Origin of the sequence: Candidatus Sphingomonas phytovorans (assembly GCA_029202385.1) — a bacterium.
Classification (GTDB): domain Bacteria; phylum Pseudomonadota; class Alphaproteobacteria; order Sphingomonadales; family Sphingomonadaceae; genus Sphingomonas; species Sphingomonas phytovorans.
In genome coordinates this window covers 4,696,732-4,718,505 of sequence record CP119314.1, presented here as the reverse complement: position 1 = coordinate 4,718,505, position 21,774 = coordinate 4,696,732, and the positions used below count along the sequence as shown (strand labels likewise).

Below are 21,774 nucleotides of genomic sequence, written 5' to 3'. Positions count from 1 at the left end.
CCTAACCAACTCGGCGAGTGCAGGGGTCGTCGCCCTTTAGGAGCGTAAGAACGCGTGAGTACCGAAGAAGTCCCGCAGCCCCTGGCGCTCGATCCGTTTTCCTTTCATGGCCATCCCACGAGCGTGATCGCGGGTTTGGGCGGCCCTGAACCAGGCCCCGACCCAACCTACGCCTTCCACACGCACTATGTCCCGGTTCAACGCGGAAGAGCGCACTTTATCGTGCGTTTTAAAAACCTGCAGGCGAGACGGGGAACGTTGTGGCTGCGTATCCATATGATGCCTTCTCAGCCGGGCGCCGTTGCGCGACTGGTCACGGGCGAGCGCGTCCAGCTAAACAGGCTGGTCCAGATCGGCGGCAGCATGACATTGCGATTCGAGGCGTTCAGGGGCGCAACCTACGCGATCATGGGGCTGATCACCGACGACACCGATGCGGCCGCCGACGACTTGGCGATCCTGATCGACAAGCCCGCCGATCATACGGATACCGAAGAGGTAACTGCGATCGATGAGGCGCGCGAGACGGACTTTGGAACTCAGCAGGTAAAAACTTCCAACCAGATCGTCTCGCTTGATCTGCCAAACTTCGCCACACCGGTGTCACAACCCTGCACGAAACCGCAATTACGCGAGAAGGTGCTCGGACAGTGGGCGGCGCGGTTGTCTATGTCAGAAATCAATGCTGCCACGTGGCAGTTCGCCTACGTTCTGCAGGCACTTTCCCGGTACGGTATGATGCAGCCAGGTGCTCGCGGACTCTGCATTGGCGAAACCGCCGCCAATATTATTTCAGTGGTGAGCGACGAGGGCCTGATGATCACGCGGATCGGGCTGGAGGAGGAGGGGCAAGAGCAACCCTTGGATCCGGATTCACTCCGCATGTCCGCCCTGGACTTGCCGGGCTCTCTCGCGGGCTTCGATTTTCTTTGGTCCATTCGCGCCACCGACATGCTCGACGAAAGCGGATCGCAGAGAATGATCGAAGCGGGGATGGAGTGCTTGCGGCCGGGGGGTGTCGCCGTTCATGTCGTGGGGTATGAACCTTCACTGCTGAACGTACCGCCGTCGGCAAACGGTATCTTCAATCGCGGTGGCATTGAGCGCCTAGGTGTCAACCTCATCTCACGCGGTCATGATCTCGCGCGAATCAAGCCAGCGCTACAAGCTACTTTATCCGCGGCCGAAGGCGCGTCAGGCAGCGTCGCCGTGCCGTTCGGCATCATCGCGCGGCGCGCGCGTTCCATCCTGTGATAGCATCGGAATGAGAATGAAGACCGATCTCCGTCAGGCTCTCAACGACCTTCCTCCGTTGGCGGCGCCCGCATCAGCGGAGGTTTTTTGTAAAATATGTGGATCTCCAGCAAATCTATTCGACTCTGTTGATTTTAACAAGCATTGCTCGCCATCGAGTCCATATGCATTTGGATTTTCTGGAATATCCATTGGATATCATCGCTGCGATTATTGTGAGTTTATTTTTTCAAGTGCGATGGATGATTGGAGCAATCAGGATTTCTCGCAATATATTTATAATAGAGACTATATTCTCGTAGATCCGGAATATGTCGAAATTCGTCCGTTGCGGGACGCGGAATATGTAATGGCGCTGCTCGAACCCAATACACCCCTCGCGCTTCTCGATTATGGCAGCGGCTCGGGTACGCTGGCGCGACAACTCGTGCGGTTCGGAGTTGATGCGGAAAGCTACGATCCGTTCTCAAGCCCGGTCCGGCCGCAGCGATTGTTCGACGTCATAACGTGTTTCGAGGTGCTGGAACACGCGGTATCGCCTCATGAAACTATGGCGGACATCGCCAGCATGCTGGCGCCTGGCGGCTGCATCATCTTCGGAACCTCGATACAGCCCCCCGATATCGCCGAGCAAAAAACTCATTGGTGGTATATAGCTCCGCGCAACGGTCATATCTCAATCCATTCTTGGCGTTCATTGCGCGAACTCGGGCACCATGCAGGCTTTATGCTGTTTGACGGCTCCGGCGGACGAGCCTTCGCAAGATCCCAACCCAAACCGGAGGTAGCCCGCATACTTGCCAAGGTGGGCAAGCCGCACGCCCTGGTGCGACTCGCCGCTCCCTTGAGTGAAGAGACATCAAGAGACAGCGATAACGGCTGGCATGGACTGGAAGACAGTTTCCGCTGGACCAAGGTGCCGGAAGTCGCCTGGTCGCTGACTCTGCCCGACCCTTCTCCCAGCCAGGTCACCTTTCAAATTCCCGTCGAGCACGAAATCTCCGCGGGCTTTGCTTTGGCATGTGCTCTCTCGTTCCAGGGCCAGGCGCTTAGGCTCTCACGCGTCGGCCGTTATCTGGAGGCAGTGGCCGAGACGGCTATCGGCGGTCTGGCCGTGGTGAAGCTGCGAACACCACCGCCGTTACGTCCTTGCGACATTATGACCAGTAGCGACAGTCGATCCCTGGGAGTTGCAATAGCGATCGAATAGTTCGATCCTCATCAGGCCGCTTCTAGTCGCCAGATGCAAACGCCGAGGATGCGAGTATCACCTGCATCCTCCGGTGGCATCGCGATGGGGTCCGGGGACAGGATCACGCGGTTCATCCCCCCCCGCTGCCACGCAGCAGCGGTGCAATCGAGTGTAACAGTCAACTCGCTGCCATGCTCGAACCCGCCGACAGCCTGCTCTTGTCCATTCACCAGAACGCTCAGGTTTTGACGGCCAGCCGGTACGTGCGGATTGCCGGACAGAAAGAGCCGAACGGCGCTGGTTCGATCTGAAATCGACAACCACAATTCCGCTTTCGGTCCGAACGACCAGACATGGGTTTCCTCGGCTTGGCTCCAGCCGATACCGAGCATATCCAGTCCGGCAGGTGATCGGCTGTTGAATGCAATATGGGCGCCCGGCACGAGCTCGGTATGGCTGGCTGTGCCATCGGCGTTCGCTAGCGCCGGCAGCGGATTCGCGCGCGCCAAGGCAGAAAATGTATTGAGTAGAGCTTCTCCGAAGCGGCGTTGCACAATTCGGTAGTCCGTAGCCGGGCGTATGGGAGGAGCTTCCCAATATCGCTCGATGATGTCCGTCAATGCGGTATGGTCCGAAGGTTCGAAGAAGTCGCGACCATTGGGCATTTGCTCGCGATGAACGTCCAGATTCGACGCGATTACGTGCTGGTCCAGTGCTTTGGCATCCTCGACGACGGTGGACCAGCCCTCGAAACGGGATGGCTGCACCACCGCGATAGCGCCATCCATCACGGCGAGCTGTTCGTCGCGGGGCATGAACCCAAGAAAATGAATCTGGTCTATGATGCCCCAATCTGTGGCCAGCTGGCGCAGATAGATGCCATATTCGCTCGCGCGCGTATCGAATTCCTTGCCGGAAAACGCGAATCGCGGAAACACTCCGCGCGCGGCAAGATCTCTGAGTGCCGCCAACACAACGATGTGATTCTTGTGGATCCAAAACTGGTTCGGCAAAAAGAAATATCGCTTCGGCAGGCCATATTTAGGCGCGACATCGGAAAGAGGCGGGCGAGGCGGCAAAAAAGTGGCGAAAGGAACGACGAACAAAGGCGTCGAAGCGCGCCCGTAAAACTGGGTTAGATCGCGCTGCGCGCTATTGCTGCTGAGCAGCACGCCGGCCGACTTGAGGCACTCCCGATGCCACGCCATTCTGTCGGCGATTTCCGTTTCGGTAAAAAGATAGGGGAGATGCTGCTCCTGAAAATCCGGAATCCAACTGAGCGTTCGCCTTTCCATGCCCGGCAGCATGTAGGCAAACAGCATATTGATTCCGCCATGTCGCGGATCGCGCAAGATGTGGTCTTGGTGCGCAAAAACCAGCTTCGGATAGCCAGATTCCTGCATGAACTTGAAGGACCGGCCCTCGTTTGTGATGATCGCGATCTGGGGCTGACGTGCGCTTTCGAGCGTCGCGAGCGCCGACAGCACGTTCTGGAGATAATAGGCTCCCCCCATCCAACTTTCGTCGAGATTGAAAGGAAGGCCTATGATAAGATCTTCAGCCATTCTTTTAATATTCCATAGTTGTTGATGGGCGCGCCTCCCCTAAATCGAGATCGGCGCGACTTCGGCAAAAAGGGTTTCCGCTCAAGAATCCTTTACTGCGCCAGGAGTGCCCCAGATTGGGCCTCTCGCTCTGCCAACCGCTCCGACATACGCCGCGGAGCGGCTCCCACGATCCGGGCTGGATTGCCGGCAGCTATGGCGTAATCGGGAACATCCTTTGTCACCACGGAATTGCAGCCGATTATCGCGCCCTTGCCGACAGTGACGCCTTTCAGGATCGTGCTCCCGAAGCCTACCCACGCGCCGTCTCCGATTACGATGGGCGCTGACTGAACATTGGACCAATCCTTGTAGAGGCCGCGCTGTCCGAGTTGCTCGCCAACCATCCAATCGAACGCGTCGTTGGCTCGGACATCAGCATCGAGTGAATGCGAATCGCTATCGATCAACGTCACGTTCCAGGAAAGCATAACGTTGCTCCCGATGGTGATTCCGGCTTCCTGGGTGCAGATCAGTAAACTTCCGCCGCCAATCGACGAACGATCCCCGATAACAATCTCGCCAAAACCGCGTTCGAAAACGAACGTTCCGCCAATATCGCTTTCTTTGCCGATCCGAACATAGGTCCTAGGCTGAAGATCGCGTCGTACATCGACATGCAAATGTGCGATATTCGTACCCGACCCTTTTACGACGCGAGTGTCCGCAGAAGCGAGACGCGCGGTCACCTCTGCGATTGGCCCATCCAAATCGACCAGATCTATATTCTGAAGCAGAAGTCCCAGATTACGGCCACTCGAATCGTCCTGTTTGCGGATCGTAATCGTGACGAGTACGATATCCACGCCCCGTATGATCGGGACGTCCAGTTCGCAGACATGCCGCTTTCCCACGTGGCGACAGGGAAACATCTCGATCATCTTGTCATTCTGCTCAACCAGCAGAAATTGGCCTGGTAAATCGTTTCGATATTTCAGTTTCAGCAACGGCTTCGTCATACCGGCGGTTCGCAGCCTGACCTTGAGCGTATCTCCATCGACCCAGCGAAACGCCTCGTCGATCCCAATTTCCGGATAGGGGCCTTCGCGCCAGCTCAACCCCTGCACATCGCCGGCGCTCAGCGTACGCGACAGTTCGAGGACCTGGCCCCCGCGGTCTGCTTCGCCAGTCAAAATCTCGACATCAATATTCGCGAGTTCGCCGCGCTCGTGCGCCAACGCCATCTCGAGTTCACCGGAATAACCGAAGGCATGAACGGCGCGCAATTCGTCATTGCGGGTATCGTCTGCAATGCGGGCGAGGAATTCCCGTCGATAATCAACCCCGACATGAGCCTTGATGAAGTTGATCGGGTACACGTAGGATGCGGTTATATCCGGGAAGCGCTGGATCAGGCGTTTGTCGCGCAATCGATCGAGGATCATGCGACGGATCGGCAGAAAATCGAACGCACGTCGATCAAGGCTACGCACGGTAGAGCCGCTGCGCCGCAAATAATAATAGCTGACCGTACTATCGACGTACACGCGCCTAGCCGACGTCATCACGTCGATGGCGAATGGATGATCCTCATAGAACAAGCCCCGCTGAAACACGATTTCCGCCTGATCGAGCAGGGCCTTGCGAACGACATAACGCCAAGGCGGGCAAGTCCAGGCCGACACCGCTGCGAAGGTTTTTTGATCGACGGTCGGATCTACAGTGCGGCCTGCGAGCCAGGTCGGCACGAGCGACGAATATTCGACGTCGCCGTTCTCTTCCTCATAGGCGAAGTTGAGGACAACGACGTCCGCCTTCGTGGACGAAAACATGCCAGCGATGCGGTCAAGTACACGCTCCTGAATGCGATCATCAGAATCGACGCACCAGATATATTCGCCCCTCGCCTCGGCGAGCGCCACCGCACGGGCTGCACCCTGGCCGGCGTTAGCTTGGCGGATCAGACGGATGCGCCCGTCCTTGGCCTGATAGTGTTGGACAATCGTCGCCGTTTCGTCAGCAGACCCATCGTCCACCACGATGACCTCGATGCGATCGAAGGGCTGCGATAAGATGCTGTCGAGGCATTTTCCAATATAGCGTTCGACATTGTAGGCCGGTATCACGAATGAGAACAGGGGGGCGTCGCAACGGGGCGTAACCGGTCTGTGCGAGGGCGAAGGCTCACTTGCTCGCGTGCCCGAGGCGGCGTCCACGCGGCGCTCGAGGGTGGCTCTCACGTCCGGCTGATTTTCGAGCGCGGCGATGACACTCTCCCGCAAGTCGGGTTGGCGATGCTTCCGCAGAACGGGCGCAATTTCCATAGGGTCGGCCCAGCCGCGGACGCCATAAAGGAGGCTTTTGGCTTCATCTGCACTGAGTTGCGGGAAATTGCCGATGATGACATCGAAGCTCTGCTTTAGAATGCCACCCGCATCAAGCGTGGACACTCCCGACGCCGAAAATTGCGTAAGCACCCGCGGAATTCGCGTACAGTTCAGCCCCGCTCGGATCGCCCGGTGCACCCACTGCGCATCGGCGCAGATCGAAAACTTCGTGTCGTATAAGCCGATCCGCTCATAGGCATCCCGTCGGGCGAACATCGCATTGTGACCGAAGGGAATCCCACTGACCAGCGCCGCGATGCCGTAGTCCTCATCGGGCCGAAGCGCGCCACGCCCCTCAGCGGTAGTCAGAAGAGTCTCGCCCGCATAAATGGCGGCGGGGGCTTCGTGGTGATACCGCGCGACCACGTCCAGGGCGCCCGTCAGCAGGCTGTCGTCCGCTCCAATGATGCCGATCAGATCGCCGCTCGCCGCCCGAATTCCTTTGTTGATCGCATCATAGATGCCCGTATCCGGCTCCGATATGATACGCGTCACAACATCACGATATTGTTCAAGCCTGGTGAGCGTATCATCCGACGACGCGCCGTCGACGATGATATATTCGACATCATCCCTGTGCTGAGCCCTCACCGACGACGCCGCTATGTCAATGGCATGGCCAGCATTGAAGGTTGACGTGATAATCGTGAAAAGTGGCTTCGTCACATATGCCTCATCGCATAGCTGGATTGTATCTTGCGGCGAACACCCTGCCAGTCGGCATCAGCGACGTGCCCGACCTTTAGATGTCGTATGGGGAACGCATCGACGCAACGGAAACACACGCCTGAGTACCGCGCACCGTCGACGCGCCGTCGACCGCGAAATTGCTAAAGGCATCTTGTTTTGTCACGCTACCTCCCAACCGACCACGTTGCAGCTACCGCCATCGCCTCCGTGCGTACACCCCTAAATCGCTTGCCGTTTTGTCCGAATTCCAGCGCTGCGCTCGCGACAGGATTCGCAATCACGGCGGATGAACAGGGCCTCTTTTCGTGCTAGCCAGCCCCGATGATGGTGACTTGCTGATGGTTTATTCTCTCGACCGACGGACCCTGATCGCAGCTGCCGGCCCAGCCATTCTGGGAACGGCGAATGCGCAGGAACTTCTGTCGATCCAACTCATTCCGGGTAGTCCATCGTCAGATTCGCGGCCCGACGTCACGCGGTTGCTGCAGCGTGCATTTGACCAACTTCCGGCGGTCGGGGGCACGGTCTTCCTGCCGGCCGGCGCTTATCGACTGTCGAGCACCGTCAGCAATCGCGGGAAACCCGTTCGGCTCATCGGAAGCGGCAGAGGATCGACGAGCCTGGAAATCGCGAACGCGACCGACGACATGCTCCTGTTTAGGGGTCACGAACCCTGTACGATATCCGATCTGACCATCCGAACGGCGTCGAACGTCGTGCGGACGAGTGGTGCCTATATCGTCTTTGATCCAGGACCCGGCGTTATTAACTACTCATCCTCGATCGAGCGGATCAGTCTTTACGATTATTTCGTCGGCATCGATTTTCGTCGCTGCTCCGATTTCAAACTCCGCGATTCAACACTTATCGGCGGCTCAGGCGCCCACGCGGCTATCTTAGTCGCCAATCTGACCAACGCGGATTCAGGCGACTCATCGATAAGTGGCAGCTACATCAATGGAGGTGGTGGGGCGTGTATCCTACAACGATCCTCAGGAGGCCTCAGGCTGACGAACCTAAAATTGAACGGTGGCACAATCGGTTATCATTGCAATCTCAGTAACACAGATGCCGGTACCAGCGATTTGCTCATGAGTGTCATCAGTATCGAGAATATGACACAAGCTGGCGTCCTGCTTGACCGAGTTGCCGGAGACCGTAGCATATTCACCTATGTGAATATCGAAGGTGTACAGTTTTCCAACTGCCCCCGCGCAATCGAGGTCATCGATGGCGGTACGACTTTCTATGACGTCAATATCCGGTCCTGCATGATCGCCGTTCCGATCGGCGGCACGGGTATTATGCTGAACGGCGGCAACACCGTGACAGTATCGGAGGTGATGTTCGACGCGATCGGCAGGAAGGGTAACGCGATTGATATCGGGCCAGCTTGTGTGAACGCAGTAGTCGGTCACAATGCATACCGCAATTTCCCGGACAGTCCGATTCACGATCGCAACGGCAACGTCACCCTGATGCAAAGAAGCATGTCTTTTACAGGCAGTGCAAAGACGAATCGCCCGCATGGCAGCTTCTACTTGGGAGAAAGCGAAGTTTCCTTCCCTGGCGGTACGTTTCTGTCGCCCCCGCACGTCATCGTTGGTGTTGGGGGCGATGGCGCCTTCGGGCGCCTCAAGTCGGGGTCGCTGACCCGTACGGGCTGTAGGGTAGAGATCTTTGGCTTCGTATCCGGCAACCCGGTGCCATTCACCATCCTCGCAACGGGAATCTGATGTTGAAGCTTTGTCTCGTCAGTATCAATGATACGCCGCCGCCGGAAGGCTTTGTAAAAGTTGTCCGTGGCTTGGGAGAGGTGGCGGAACTTTCTTTCTCCCGCAGCGAAATGCTCGATGAGTGTTTTCTGGGAGAGGCAAAAAAGAGCAGTTTTGATCGCCATATCTTCTGGCAAGCTGACGCGCTGGTCCGAAGTGTTCAGCCACTGGCACTCGCGCGCACGTTCATCGTGCCGGATATCAGTTTTCCGCCAATCGCCGAGGCTGACTGGCGAGGATTCGTGTCCTGCCGGTTCCTGGCGCTGACACGAACCCAACACGAGGCTTTGCAGCGGACGGGCTGTGCTTCCTCGCATTTCCAATATTATCTGGAGCCTTTGCCCGTTTCGACCATCGATTTCCGGCCGAAGACGCCAACAGCTCGGTTCGTCGACCGAGAGCGGACAAATGGGATCAATCTCAAGATGATCACCACATTGTGCCGCGCGTTGGGAATTCCTAGCCTGAACGTCCTCGCCTCGCCGGACGCCGGACCACAGGCGCTGGAATTGCGAAGCGGCCCGTCAGAGGGGGTCGATGTTCGCATAGTCACAACCCTTCCTTCGCAGGAGGAGTGTTCGATCCACTTCTCCTCTCCTCCGGCAAAAGGCCTGGATACGGAAAGTATTGATGCCATGGCGAATGGCTGCCTCGTCATATCGCCCGATACGACCGCGATGCGCGATTACATGGCGCCATCAACCTCTGGCATCTTTTATGATCCAGTTGCCCCGCTGGCGTGTTTGCCTGAGCTCGATCAGGACAAGATCGCAGCAATACGTCGCGCAGCACTTCGTAAAGCTTCATTCGGGCATTTGAGTTGGGCACAGGACCGTGCCCGGTTGGCGAGCATCATTGCCGATGATGGAAGCCGCTGGGGCAGTGGCGATTATTCCGCCGCCTTCACCTCGGCGATCCGCCACGCTGCATATAACAGGCTCGTTCATGCTTAGTAACAGTCGATCCGGCCCGGGGGTGAGTGTCGTCACCGCCACGCTCAACGCGGCGAACGAGTTGGCACCGACGCTGGAGAGCATTCTCGCGCAAACACATCAAAACATAGAACTGATTGTGGTCGATGGGTGTAGTTGGGATGGTACGCAGGCTGTACTACGGCGGTACGCGGACAAGATAGATGTTCTTTCTGTTCAGCCGGATGCTGGTATTTATTACGCGATGAATGCTGCTGTCGAGCTGACGTCCCGCGATTTCGTGTTGTTTCTGAACGCGGGGGACGTCTTTAATTCGGCCGATGCGATCAGCCGTATCATGACATCTGTCGAAGGCAATTCCGACGTCGTCTATGGTGATCATGTCTACACGAATGGACATATCGAGTTGCTGAAGCGGTCGGCGAGATTCGAGCAGATTGCCGCTCAATTGTTCGAAGGTGAGATCGACGTCGAATGGCTGGAAACCATCCCCTGCCACCAGGCAACCTTCGTCCGCAAAGCTCTTCTCGTCGATTTGCGATTCGATACCCGGCTACTTGTCAGCGCCGATCACGACCTTTTGCTACGCGCACACGATGTCGGCGCTAAAATGCAATATGTCGATGAGATCGTCTGCCGCTATCGTGGTGGAGGATTTTCGGTTGCTATGGGAGAAAGGACCAAGCTTGAGGGCGCGTCTATTTATCGCCGATTCAGTGCTTATCCAGAGCGCGTCGATAAATTCTTCTTTCCCGGCGTTCGCAGTCCTTTCGATCCACAAACATATCTCACGGGACTCCGGCTTGCCGGATTTCGCCAGGCCGGCCCTGCTGACGTAGATGCAGGCACCCATCGCATTTCCACTGCGGGTGCCCGAATCATGTCGCCTGCACGCCCTTGTCGACGTCTCGATATCACCGGCATCAATGCAACACCGGATCAAGCGCTCAGCGTCCTGCTTGAAAACGACGTTGTCGGCACGTCGCGTATACCAGCTACCGAGTTCCGTATGCAGATCAATCTCGATCGCACCGTGCCCGGTGACAGCATAATCACGCTGGCCCCTCGCGCTGACGATCTGGCCATCCGCTCTTTCAGCTTCCACGAAAATGCTGCTCCACCCTCGTGGCATGTTTCGCCGGAATCTCCGCTGTATTTCCGAACATCCTCGGCTGCCGTGATCGCGGAAATCCTGGGGGAAGGATGGTCCCAGCCGGAAGAAACGCACACATGGTCGCTGGGTACGCGTTCGGAGTTATGGCTTAAAGCATCTGCGACCACGCGGTTTTTGCGGTGTATAATGACAGGTAATCCGCATACGCCCGACGGCCGTCAGACCGTATCGCTTCTGGTAAACGATGTCCCGATTGCCACCGCGACATGCGAGCGCGGTGGCGCGCTTGAGTTCGAGATTGACTGTACCACTTCGCCGTGGCTGTCGGCGCAAATCAATCAAATCGTTCTGAAGCCCCAGCCGCCTGCGCCCCCCCCGCCCGAGACGGGAGACGCGCGCATGCTGGGTGTATGCCTGCGGGAAATCCGCTGTTTTTGAACCGTCACCATGTAGCTGTTGCGATATTCCGACCTTTTGGAGAATCGCAGCTATCCATGCGTCAAGCGGCTCATCCAAGCGCGACAGGCAGCGATATTTCGAGTCCCAGAATCAGTACCCCTCATGTTGACCCTGAATCAAAAATGCGCCGCTCTGGGATCCCGTTTATGGGTGCGCGACCTATAGCATGACGTAGGCTGGAACAGTGATTTCCACGGCAGATCTTGGTTTGCTTCCTGCGGCGAGCTTGAGTAGGAGGTGGACCTGCCGGGCGTTAAGTAACCGAACCGGCCCTGTTGTGATCGTCGGCATATTGCCGATGGTTGCGGTGACAGGTGTAAAATTGTTACACTCGATAACACGCGTTAAGCATAGCGATAGTTGGGAGCTGAACTTTGCCTGAACCTATAGCCGAACAAGTTCTCGAAGATGTCAGCCCCGTACTAGGCGATGCTGTAGTAATATGGGGTCGCTGGGCCATTCCAGGTTGGCTGGACGATAGCAACATCCGTCTTATTAATCATTGTATGCGCCACCTCCCAACGGAGGATCCTATTATTGAAATCGGCTCCTTCTGCGGCGTGTCGACAGTCGTGATGGCACGCATTAAGCAACTAGCCGCCATTCCCAACAAGATTATCAGCTCCGACCCATGGCGCTTCGAAGGCGCGGACTTTACGACAACGGTAGGCGATTCGCAGATAACTTTTACGGCCTATCGAGAGCATGTGAAACGATTGTTTCTTAGCGCGACCGGGACATTCGCTCCGGGAGAACCGCCGCTACATTTTGAAGAATATTCCGATAGTTTTTTCGATAAATGGGCTGGCGGACTACGCGAAATCGATAGTCATAACCGCTCGTTCCAACTGGGTGGGCCGATCGCCATGGCCTATATCGATGGCGACCACACTTATGAGCAATCCAGGCAGGACTTTATAAACTGCGATCGCTTTTTGGTGCCTGGTGGCTTCATCGTTTTCGACGATTCGGCGGATGGCACGGACTGGGGCTCGCACCGCGCAGCTGTCGAGGTGCTCGAGCGGAGTGATTACAAATTGGTCGCGAAAGGCCCGAATTATTGCTTCCAGAAAGTTGGATGAAACCGATCGGAAATAAGGTAGGCCGCTGTGGTCCGAAGCCTCGGATCATGGCGCCAGCCTGCCTGGCAGCTCAGGCGACATTTCTGGCCTGAGCAGGCCTATCCGTATGACTGGCACATCAGCCCCCGGTTTTTTGACGGCTCACTCCCGCCACATCGTGGCCAAGGCCACGGCACGCTGAACCGAGGCGGGGTGCGCCTGACCCCGCCGCGGCGGCCGAGATGGCAGGGATAGCAATGCCCCAGAGAACATGGCTCATCGCCGCAGCGGACAGCGGCTTTGGCCGCCTTGTCCAACACTGCCATCCTCTCTCTGCTTAGCCGGTTGTACGCCCGTCGAAGTCATGAAGGTCCTAGAACGCAAACCGCTCCACGACCGCTCTGCCTCCACCTTCGATCGCGAGGACGACAGCTATGTCTGTCCGGACGGCACGCGCCTGCGATCGCGCAACCGCAACCGCAACCGCAACCGCAACCGCAACCGCAACTTCGCCGTGCTCCGCTTCAAGCCACCAATCAGATTGCGCCCATCATCGACTTCTTCGACAGAATTGGGCAATTGGCAGCGGTTCCCGGTTATGGGTTCACGACCTATGTATTTCGCGCGGCATGATTCGGCAAGAATCAACGTCCGATGGGGCAATAACATTGAACGCAAAGCCTTCATCCGCGCTGATCAATAGTTACTGCCCCCTTTTCGCACCGTGACGGGGCACTCGATCTTGCCTGTCTTGCCCACTCGCGACCGGCAATCCGATAGGGCTTTCTCGTTATCGCTCGATAAGCGGTCAGCCTCGATCAACGCCCGCAGACGCGGCGGGTCGGCAACCTCAAGCAACCGCATCCCTGCCTGCCACCCGTCTCGCCCAAGCTCGCTTGCCGCCCGGGATTCCGGCCAGTGCCAGCGTTCGGGCGCAGCCTGAGCGATCCGGGCTGGAACGACCGCGCCGAATACGAACCCGGCGATCAGCGCCGCTGTCGCGGCTCCGGCGATCCACAGCCTCTCAGCAGCGAACGCGGAGGCTACGATCTCGTCCAGCGACCGGACGGCGTTGGTGAGATCGTGCCGCGCCTGCGACCATGCCTGATGGCCGGCTGCACGCCCTTGCTCTCCCGCCTCCTCGATCTGCGAGGCGATCAACTCCGGTGTGAGCACCATGGCCGGGCGCCCGTTGAGGGTCAGGATCGCCGTCCTCACTCTCTCATGCTGTTCGAGGATCTTCGCCAGGTCAGGGCCATAGTCGCGGGCATGCAACTCCTGCTGTCGCGCGGCGAACAGCCCTTCCGAGTCTGGAACCTCGTAAGAACGCGCTCGGGGTTTCAACGCGCGAATCTGCACATTCGCAAGCATGGTGGAGCACGCCTCCTGGCTCGATCGTGGTCCACCGATTCGGGGTCCACTTTGAGTGGGCCACCATGGAACATAATGAGATTTCGTAGGACCGACGCGAGCCATTTTACCACAGATTTCTACGGCTTTCTGGGGCATCCGCGTTATGGACTGGTGCGCTTACAGGACTCGCATCAGCTATCTACTAATTTGATATTGCGCGATTATTTCACGCCATGACCGACCGTGGTCCCAACGTGGCCCCTATCAAAAATCAGGACACGAACCCGCGCCGAATGCAGAAAATCAGCCGAGAAATCAGCCGAGAGCGAGGAACACAAAGCGTCCGATAGGGGGCCGATTTCCGACAGGCAGGTTTCGGGCAGCCTGATGACCAATGCGGACATTCGTTCAGCGACCCGCCGGAGCTACGAAGACCCACATTCCGACACTCAACTCCCTTTTGCCGTCTCCCGGAAGCGGACATCCGTTCATCGCAATTGAACGGCATGCATAAGGCGAATCAGCAGTTCAGCGGAAAGATCGTGGTGAGACTTAAGGTAAATAAGCCTGGGAAGCGCGCGTGAGACTATACGAACTGCTTATCCGCGTCGGGCAGGTCATCGACCCCGATTAAGCCAAGCCGCGCACGGATGATGCGTCGGATACGTGTCCTGTTCGAGCCAGACGCATCGTTGAAGTGGGCGTTTGCAAAATCGACCGCCGCTGCCGGTTGGAGAGCTGCGACGAAGGCATTTTTGGTCATGTCGCCGGTGCCGAGCATGGTGCCAGCTATCTCCCTGAACACATCGAAGAGCGCCTGCACGCCCACGGTCTTCCGGATGAAGGAATTCGCTGGAGCGGGAATCCAGAATAGCTCGTCGCAGGCGTTGAGGAAATTCCGCGTCGCTCCATAGATGAAGGCGTCATTGCCCTTCAGGTAGACCGACCGGAGCGGCGGCTTGCCTGGCGAAAGAACGGACCTTGTCGAGCCGGCACGCAGTTTGAGCTTGTTGGCGTCCTCCTTCGGATTTGAGCTGATCATCCGCAGGATGCCCCCAACGATGACCGCGAACGAGAGCTTCATATCCGAATTGCGCACCATCGCGGCGGTGGCGAAGTCGTTTACCGGGGCCACAGCGACACGCCCCCCGCATGGCCGAGTCCGGATCTGTCGCAATGCGACGCGACAGGAAGACGGCCAGCTTCTCCGGGCTCCACTGATCCTCGGGTTCATCGGAAAGGTTGTAACCGAACAGTTCGTACGTAAGGCTCTTGTCGACAGCCTTCTGGTTCGAGTTAATCGTAGCGAAGATCGTGGCCTGCATCGACTTCGGCAGATCAATGAAAACGGAACAGAGCAGATCCTCGTCCAGGTGCCGCGGATCAGCTTTGGCGAACGCGAACAGTCGATGCTGTCCGTCGATGACCGCAGCCAACTTTTCAGGTCCAGGGATCAACAGCGAGTAAGTGGCCCCGATCTCTTCTCCGTCAGCGTCAAGCACCGCGGCAGCCTTCACCTGCCAGCGGCGCTTGAGTTCTTCGTCCTCCTTCGCCTCATCGCCTTCCTCGGACTCGTCCGTGTCGATGTCGCCTTCGACGCGCCCGTCGGACCGTACCATGTTGGCGGCTAGGATTATGGCGCTCGGGAAGGTCGCGTCGATGCGGTTGATGTACCGGGCGATGGCGTCCAGACGCCGCGGATCCGATAAGCGCTGGGCGCCATCGACCTCGTAGCTGCCTCCGCCCGACTCTCGCCTGGCGCTGACGACGTCGCTGTAGGCGACATCGAGGAGGGTGCGGGCCTTCAGTACGACCGCGAAGAAAGTGCCTACGGGTTGATCGACCCTGAGAGCTGGTACTTGCAGCGGGTATATCGTCGACATGGTCTAGACTTTCGCCGGAGCGGGGCCGCCCGGCAGGTGACGCATCGGATCCCCACCGGCCGGCACATCGTTGGGGACATCGTCCTGGAAGATGTCGTCCTCGCCATTGGCCAGAACCCAAGCGACGATCGCGATCCCGACACAGGTGACACCGCCGACTATGGTGCCGCAGTCCTTTGGAACGCCAAACACCATCAGGTACATTGCGGAGATCATTTCGACGGTGAATAGCAGGATAGCGGTGACGATCGCGAGCTTGTCTCTACTGTAGAGCAGCTGCATCGCCGCAGGTCCCGCCACGGCGAGGCCTGCAGTCGCTAGCGCAAGTTGTAGAGGCGCGCGGTCTGCAGACGACTGCTTATCGGTCGGAACGAAGTTAAAGTAGCGGTAGCCCTCGATCCACACCGCCAGTCCACCGAGGACTACGATACCCACGAGCAGGAACGTCCAGAAGGACAGCTGCTTGTTCGGCCGCGTCCATCGCCTGTGAAGCACTTTCCAAGCGGGCGGAACCGGCCTCGCCTCCATTTCTTCGTACATGTCATCCCCGTCGAAGGTATTCGGTCTCATCATGCACAGCCCCGATCATACGGCAACCGGACGACGCGTTTTCTCTGACATGCCGAATGTCCGGACGGTTCGCGATCGGCGTAGTGCGTTTCGCGCGGCGTCTGCCGATTAAGCGCCCCTACTGGGCTTCTGCCGAGGCGTCATTCGTGGTTGGCGGATCATCGCCCACTACGCGCAGTTCACCGCCGGCCGCTACGACCTCGTTAACGGTTTCAACGGACGAGGAGGGTTCCTGGGCAATCGATGGATCGCCGACCTGACCACTCCAGCGCAGATGGTATGCGACGAGGAAATCCTCGAGCGTACGGGGCTTTGGGATGGCGGCCTGGATCAATGTGAAGCCCCGGGCGGCATAGCGGCTGAGTAGTTTCGTGGCGTCGGGGTTCAGCCTCGTGCTCGTATTGCCGACGTCGATGAGGTTGGAGACCTCCTGCTGCAGGCTCTCCTTCGTTCGCGGAATGTCCTGCCGTCGCAACTGCGCGTCGACCAGCAGTCCCGCCAGTACTGGGGCGAAAGGCTGGAACGGGGCGGTGTAGTCCTTGGTGAATTCGGCCGGTTCGAGCTCTGATTCAGGCGCCAGCCTTCCATCCTCCAATCCGACCATGAGACAGAGGTAGAACTGCTCGAAGTCCGTCTCGAACCGGGCACCGGCATCAGTTCGGCCCTGCACGTCCCTGAAGTACTCTTTCATCCCTCTGGGTCGCCGCAATGTCATATAGCGCTTGCCTCTGAGGTAGCCGGCGTCTCGATTATCGCGTCATCCTCATCTTGAAACTCATCGAACTCGGTCTGGCCTTCACGCGGATCGACCGATCCATCGGGTCCGCGGACGAGGGTGATGAACCGCGCTCCGTCGCGCCCGTAGAACCTCTCCGCGAAGTCCTTTCGCTCCGTTGAGATGACGAACATGATCGTCTGCTCGAAGAGCTCCGGCACCACCTTGATCACCTCGCGCCTCATCTCGCTGTCGAGCGGTATCGCGGGACTGTCGATTACGAAAGGTAGCCGGTGCGTCGCGGTCTCGAAGAGACTGGCCAGAAAGGCGTATGCGATTGAAAGGCTCTGACCCTCGCTGACGTTGTCCTTTCGGGCGAGGTTGCGCGACGAGAGTTCAAGTGACTTGCCGATGCGGACCACTTGGAGTTGCTCGCCCGGGACCAGCTTCGCGATCTTCAGATTCGTAGCCTGCCGCACCTTCTCCTTGATGCGGTTCAGCGCCTCCTTCTCGATCGCCTGGATGACAGCCTGTGTCGCACGGGACTGGACGAGCAGCTTGTGGGTCTGTGTACTGGTATTATAGGTTTCCTCGCGCTGGGCGACGACCTCGCGGCACTTCGGGATGTTCTGTTCCCAGCCAAGTCCGTTAGTGATGTGGAATGAGGGATCGTCGCTTTCAATCCTCTCGAGTTCCGATTCCAGCTTCGCGGCCTTGCTCCGGTGCTCTTCCGCCAGCGCCTGCTTGTCCGACAGTTCGATGCCTCCGGCCTTGACCCAGGCGGCGCGCTGTCGGTGAAGCCTCTGGGTTACTCTCTGGCGTTCCCGCAGGCGCCCCCTGAGCGTTTCCACCGGCTGGTCGAGGCTGATCGGATCGTCGCTGGTGCTCCGAACCATGGTCTTCATGCTGTTCAGAACCCCGGATTCCTCGGCACCCATGAACGTGGCCGCCTTTGCCACGATCTTCTCTTTGATCTCGGGTGTTATCTCCCGGTCGCACACGCAGTTGGTGGAATGGGACAGCTCATGGAAGAATTCGGCCGTAGCCGCCTCGGGCAGCTTGAGCTCCTGAAGCTGTGACCCCAGTTCGCGGAGGCGTTCGAGGGAGTGGGGCGCGGATAGGAACGGGGAGATGAGCTTTCCTCGAAGATCGCCGGTCTGCTGGAGGATGACAAGGTCGACGCTGTTCAACTGGCTCTCGAGATCCTCGAGTTCGTCCTTTGCAGCCTTGTTCTGGTTGATCTGGTCGCCGATCTCCTTGGTGAGACGGTCGCACTCAGCCGTCTCGTACGCCTTCTTCGCAGTAACATCGTCGCGCCGCTTCTCCAAAGCCACGAGCTTGGCGCGAGCGGCTTCCATGTCTGTCTTGTACTTCTGGACCCAGCCCTTTTCCTTAGCCTGCGTGATACCAGCGACCCGCTTCTGCTCGGCCTCAAGCAATTTCTCGATCTGGTCTCGGAGACCACCCAGCTTGTCGATCCCATACAACGTCTCAATGGCCTTGCTGGCCCGATCCGAACCGTTGTCGCGAATCTTCCGCGCGAGTTCGCCATCGAACACGAACAGCTCGACGAACTCTGGCGACTTGAGGGTGGCGGAATCTGCGGGCAGAGAATGGATGTCCATCATGCCGCCGCCGAGAGTCGCCGCTCGAGAGGTGGTAACGCGCGAGTTCCCTGTCAGATAGTCGAACAGCAGCTGGATCCGATGGAGCGCACCATCGATCAGGAGGTTGAGCTCGAAGGTGCCATTGGTGGCGCCATCTTCGGGTCGAAGCGCTTTGACGAATGTAGCGGTGGGTTCGACACCCGTCAGCGCCGCGCGGATCAATGAGGTCGTGGTCGTCTTGCCACCGCCATTGCTCATCTGGATGAGCGTCCACCGAGGGGGCGTCATGGTGAGGTCGATCGCGACGTCGCGAAGGTTGCCGCGAATGTTCTGGCAGCGCCATCCTGTGATGCGAATGTCCATGCTCAGTGCCCCGTGTCCGATTCCGCGTTTGCAGACGCGACTACGCCAGCGACGTCACCGTCGCTCGCACCGTCCTCGGCGTCGTTACGGATTAGCGCGAGCAGTCGACGCTTGAATTCCACGGGCTGGTCCACGGCGTCGAGCACCGCCGTAGCCGCCTCTTCTATTTCAGGATGAAGTGGAATTTTCCCGGCCCTCCCCAAGCACGGGTTCCCGCGCATCCGCCACGTGTAGCGGAACTTTCCCTTAGTTGTCTGCACCGATCCGCGCGAGCTTCCGGAGCCAAGCGCTTCGTGCCTGATCGCTGGTCGGAAGGCTATCGGGTTCGTCCGAGATGTCGTCGTGCCTGATGAAATCGACAACCAGAGCGCGCTTCGAGGGATTGCTTGGATCCTTGCGCAGACAGCGCCCCAGCCTCTGTACCGTTTCGAGCCTGGCCCGGGAGGAAGCGAAGAGGATGATCGCGTTCACTGAACGAATGTCGATGCCCTCGGAGATACGGTGACAGGTGATGACCGTTTCCAGCTCCCCCGATGCGAAGCGGACCAGATTCCGACGATCGTCCTCGGCGTAGTAGGTATGGTAGTTCCGGGCGATGGGTAGGATGATGTGCTGGACGTCCAGTCCGAAATCGGAGGTCTCCACGAACAATACTGCCCGCTTCAACACCTCTGGCCTACGTCTGATGAAGTCAGTGAATGCCGGCAGCTTACTGCGAGTCGTCTTCCCGACGGCTGCGATTTCCCGGTACATTGATTCGATTCCCGGGTCCCTGCCGGCCTTTCGCCGCGCATGATAGGCGGCGATTGCAGCGCGCACCGCCACCTTGTCCTCGTCCGAAAACTCGTAACCGAGCTCAATATAGTCGAACCCGCAGAGGATACCCTTCCGGATTGCTTCCTCAAGGCCGAACCGGAACACGACCGGACCGATCTCCCGCTCAACGAAATCCGTTCCCTCAGCATCGTATTCGCGCTCGGGTGTGGCGCTGAGGCCGAGCCGGTAGCGAAAGCGGACGAGTTCGCCGCTCAGCTCGCGCACCATCGATGCCGAGCCCATGCCGTGAACCTCGTCGCAGATCAGCAGCGCGTTCGCGGGCAGGGTCCGCGGCATGCGCGTCACTATGGCGGGTAGCGCTTGGCGGGACGCAAGCAGGACGGCACCGGCAGGGTCGTTTAGAAATGACAGCTCCTCGTGATGGCCACCGTAGGACCTGTGGATGACGAGGTCGTCTCTAGCCGCCAGCTCTTCGTACCACTGATCCAGCAGGTCGGTTCCCGACATGGTCACCACGCAGCTAGTGACCCTTCTTTCGTGGAGCAGGCGGTCTAGTATCTTGAGCGCGGTTCTCGTTTTGCCCGTACCGGTCGCCATTTCGAGGACGCCCGCTCCAGCGGCGCAGAAGGCGTCCACGGCTTGGGTCTGATGCTGCCATCTGGCGTCATCGACAACTTGGTGGCCGGGGCCGTTACGCTCCTGTCGACGACGGTGGATGAGTTTGAGCTCATTGATGACCACCTCCGGAACAGCGATCGAACGCAGGTTCTCGTCGAGATTATTCCACAGCCGATCGAATCGTTCCTTATGCGAATTGACTCGCTGCGACTCGATCCTCCCCAGCCAGCTATAGTATAGACTGATGGCCTCGAAGTTCCGGTAAGCCTTCTCGCTGTCGTTCTGCGAACCATGAAATGCGATCGCGTTTCCCAAGTCGTCGCGGAAGACCCCGAACTTGTCGTGGAAATCCCCGTCCAGCGCACCAACGGGCATAGCGATCTTGAATTCCAGTGTGCCCGTGGCGACCAGCGCAGCGAGCATTGCAACCGCCGGGTCATCACCGAGTGACTTAAGTTCCTCGACTACTGACAGGAGCGCATCCCGAAGGATTGCATCATTCTTCGCTTCACTGCCGTCGCGGATCGCGATCCAGTCATCCTCTGAGAGGTGCGGGCTGACGAGGAAGCGGGCCTTGCCGCCATTCTCTGCGAAGCCATCGAGGCCAGCTGAAGCGAGCCGCAGCCAACCTGAGGTGAAGTAGCCGACACCACGGTCGTAACTAGTGGAAGCCCTTAATGCGGGCTCGAAGAAGGATCGAATGATGTTGTCGGTTGAGGTTTCGAGCAGCAGCGGCGTCGGAAGTCGCTTGAGGTTCGGCGGCTGGGCGTTCTCCGACTTCATCGCTTCCGCTCCACCCGAACGGGGTCAAGGAAAGACAGCAGATCGATATGGTGCGGTTCCGGGTTAAACAGGTTGGTGGAGAAAATCGCATTTAGACAATTCAGTAGCATCACGACTTCGCGGCCGGTAAACTTGTACCAGTCGGTATCGTCCGCAGTCCCCACGTCATGAATGTGGACTCTGTTCCTCAGTTGCCGCAGTGCCTTGAGTGTGCCGTACACCCTGTGGTCGGAAAGCCCGAGCAATCCTCTGGATTCGACCTTCTTGATGAGCGTATCGAGGGTCATCTCCTCGTGCTGTGGCGGACTGACCTCCTCCATTAGAATGCTGTCGATCCTGAGCCGCTTGCCGAACCTATCGAAGGGCGTACCGGTCTGCTTGCTGCTCTCTTGCCAAGACGAGGTGTTCGCCTGTCCCGCCTTTTTCACCCCGAACCACAGGATCGCCTCGACGATTCCCATGCCGCACATCACGATCGACTTGCATGTCTGGCTGTGGATCGTGATGCGGACGTCCGGCGCCGCTATCGTTTGGAGCAGATGGTCTAGATACTGCAAGGCGAACGCGATGTTGTTTATGAACGCCCTGTCGTGCGTTACGACGGTCGCGTCGGGAACCGCTCGACGTAGGAATAGGAATAGCTCGGGAACATCCACGAGCTTCTCCTCGACCTCGTCTGCAGGGTAGGTCACCCCGT

General features: G+C 58.3%; 17 protein-coding genes. 7 read left to right on the top strand and 10 right to left on the bottom strand.

The features are described 5' to 3' along the window. Positions 1–54: 54 nt before the first annotated feature. Together P0Y59_21715 and P0Y59_21710 are read left to right on the top strand one after the other, a co-directional pair. A complete protein-coding gene (locus P0Y59_21715) occupies positions 55–1,254 on the top strand; it encodes a hypothetical protein (protein ID WEJ99499.1) in 1,200 nt (399 codons plus the stop codon). 16 nt (positions 1,255–1,270) lie between these two features. Then, positions 1,271–2,464 carry a class I SAM-dependent methyltransferase gene (locus tag P0Y59_21710; protein WEJ99498.1) on the top strand — a complete coding sequence of 398 codons (1,194 nt, stop codon included), beginning with the start codon at positions 1,271–1,273 and terminating at the stop codon, positions 2,462–2,464. Positions 2,465–2,475: 11 nt separating this feature from the next. On the opposite strand, the gene P0Y59_21705 is transcribed toward P0Y59_21710, so the two are convergent. Both P0Y59_21705 and P0Y59_21700 read right to left on the bottom strand, forming a co-directional pair. Continuing rightward, on the bottom strand, positions 2,476–4,011 hold the full coding sequence (locus tag P0Y59_21705; protein WEJ99497.1) for a glycosyltransferase family 1 protein: 1,536 nt from the start codon (positions 4,009–4,011) through the stop codon (positions 2,476–2,478). A gap of 92 nt (positions 4,012–4,103) precedes the next feature. Beyond that, complete coding sequence (locus tag P0Y59_21700; GenBank protein ID WEJ99496.1) at positions 4,104–7,043, bottom strand: glycosyltransferase; 2,940 nt, start codon at positions 7,041–7,043, stop codon at positions 4,104–4,106. Between the two features lie 329 nt (positions 7,044–7,372). Between P0Y59_21700 and P0Y59_21695 the strand changes: the two genes are divergently transcribed. The 5 genes from P0Y59_21695 (at position 7,373) to P0Y59_21675 (ending at position 13,111) form a co-directional block, all read left to right on the top strand. Continuing rightward, positions 7,373–8,803, top strand: coding sequence for a glycosyl hydrolase family 28-related protein (locus P0Y59_21695; protein WEJ99495.1), 1,431 nt, complete (start codon positions 7,373–7,375; stop codon positions 8,801–8,803). Further along, positions 8,803–9,795: a hypothetical protein gene (locus tag P0Y59_21690; protein ID WEJ99494.1), complete on the top strand. Its 993-nt coding sequence runs from the start codon at positions 8,803–8,805 to the stop codon at positions 9,793–9,795. The genes P0Y59_21695 and P0Y59_21690 overlap by 1 nt, the downstream gene beginning before the upstream one ends. A 22-nt stretch (positions 9,796–9,817) precedes the next feature. Further along, entirely contained in the window at positions 9,818–11,326 is a 1,509-nt protein-coding gene (locus P0Y59_21685) for a glycosyltransferase family 2 protein (GenBank protein ID WEJ99493.1), read from the top strand. 395 nt (positions 11,327–11,721) lie between these two features. Further along, on the top strand, positions 11,722–12,429 hold the full coding sequence (locus P0Y59_21680) for a class I SAM-dependent methyltransferase (GenBank protein WEJ99492.1): 708 nt from the start codon (positions 11,722–11,724) through the stop codon (positions 12,427–12,429). Between the two features lie 343 nt (positions 12,430–12,772). Next, a complete protein-coding gene (locus tag P0Y59_21675; protein WEJ99491.1) occupies positions 12,773–13,111 on the top strand; it encodes a hypothetical protein in 339 nt (112 codons plus the stop codon). Here the strand turns inward: P0Y59_21675 and P0Y59_21670 are convergent. From P0Y59_21670 to P0Y59_21635, 8 genes are all read right to left on the bottom strand, one after another. Continuing rightward, entirely contained in the window at positions 13,105–13,767 is a 663-nt protein-coding gene (locus P0Y59_21670; protein WEJ99490.1) for a DUF6118 family protein, read from the bottom strand. The genes P0Y59_21675 and P0Y59_21670 overlap by 7 nt on opposite strands. A 580-nt stretch (positions 13,768–14,347) precedes the next feature. Further along, entirely contained in the window at positions 14,348–14,584 is a 237-nt protein-coding gene (locus P0Y59_21665) for a hypothetical protein (GenBank protein WEJ99489.1), read from the bottom strand. Between the two features lie 100 nt (positions 14,585–14,684). Further along, on the bottom strand, positions 14,685–15,644 hold the full coding sequence (locus P0Y59_21660; protein WEJ99488.1) for a DGQHR domain-containing protein: 960 nt from the start codon (positions 15,642–15,644) through the stop codon (positions 14,685–14,687). A gap of 3 nt (positions 15,645–15,647) precedes the next feature. Continuing rightward, positions 15,648–16,214 carry a hypothetical protein gene (locus P0Y59_21655; GenBank protein ID WEJ99487.1) on the bottom strand — a complete coding sequence of 189 codons (567 nt, stop codon included), beginning with the start codon at positions 16,212–16,214 and terminating at the stop codon, positions 15,648–15,650. Positions 16,215–16,332: 118 nt separating this feature from the next. Next, entirely contained in the window at positions 16,333–16,905 is a 573-nt protein-coding gene (locus P0Y59_21650) for a hypothetical protein (GenBank protein WEJ99486.1), read from the bottom strand. A 20-nt stretch (positions 16,906–16,925) separates the two neighbouring features. Beyond that, the gene (locus P0Y59_21645; protein WEJ99485.1) at positions 16,926–18,899 is read right to left on the bottom strand and encodes an AAA family ATPase; all 1,974 of its coding nucleotides are present in this window, start codon (positions 18,897–18,899) and stop codon (positions 16,926–16,928) included. A 246-nt stretch (positions 18,900–19,145) separates the two neighbouring features. Continuing rightward, entirely contained in the window at positions 19,146–21,077 is a 1,932-nt protein-coding gene (locus tag P0Y59_21640) for a DEAD/DEAH box helicase family protein (GenBank protein WEJ99484.1), read from the bottom strand. Continuing rightward, complete coding sequence (locus P0Y59_21635; protein WEJ99483.1) at positions 21,074–21,769, bottom strand: hypothetical protein; 696 nt, start codon at positions 21,767–21,769, stop codon at positions 21,074–21,076. The genes P0Y59_21640 and P0Y59_21635 overlap by 4 nt, the downstream gene beginning before the upstream one ends. Positions 21,770–21,774: the final 5 nt, after the last annotated feature.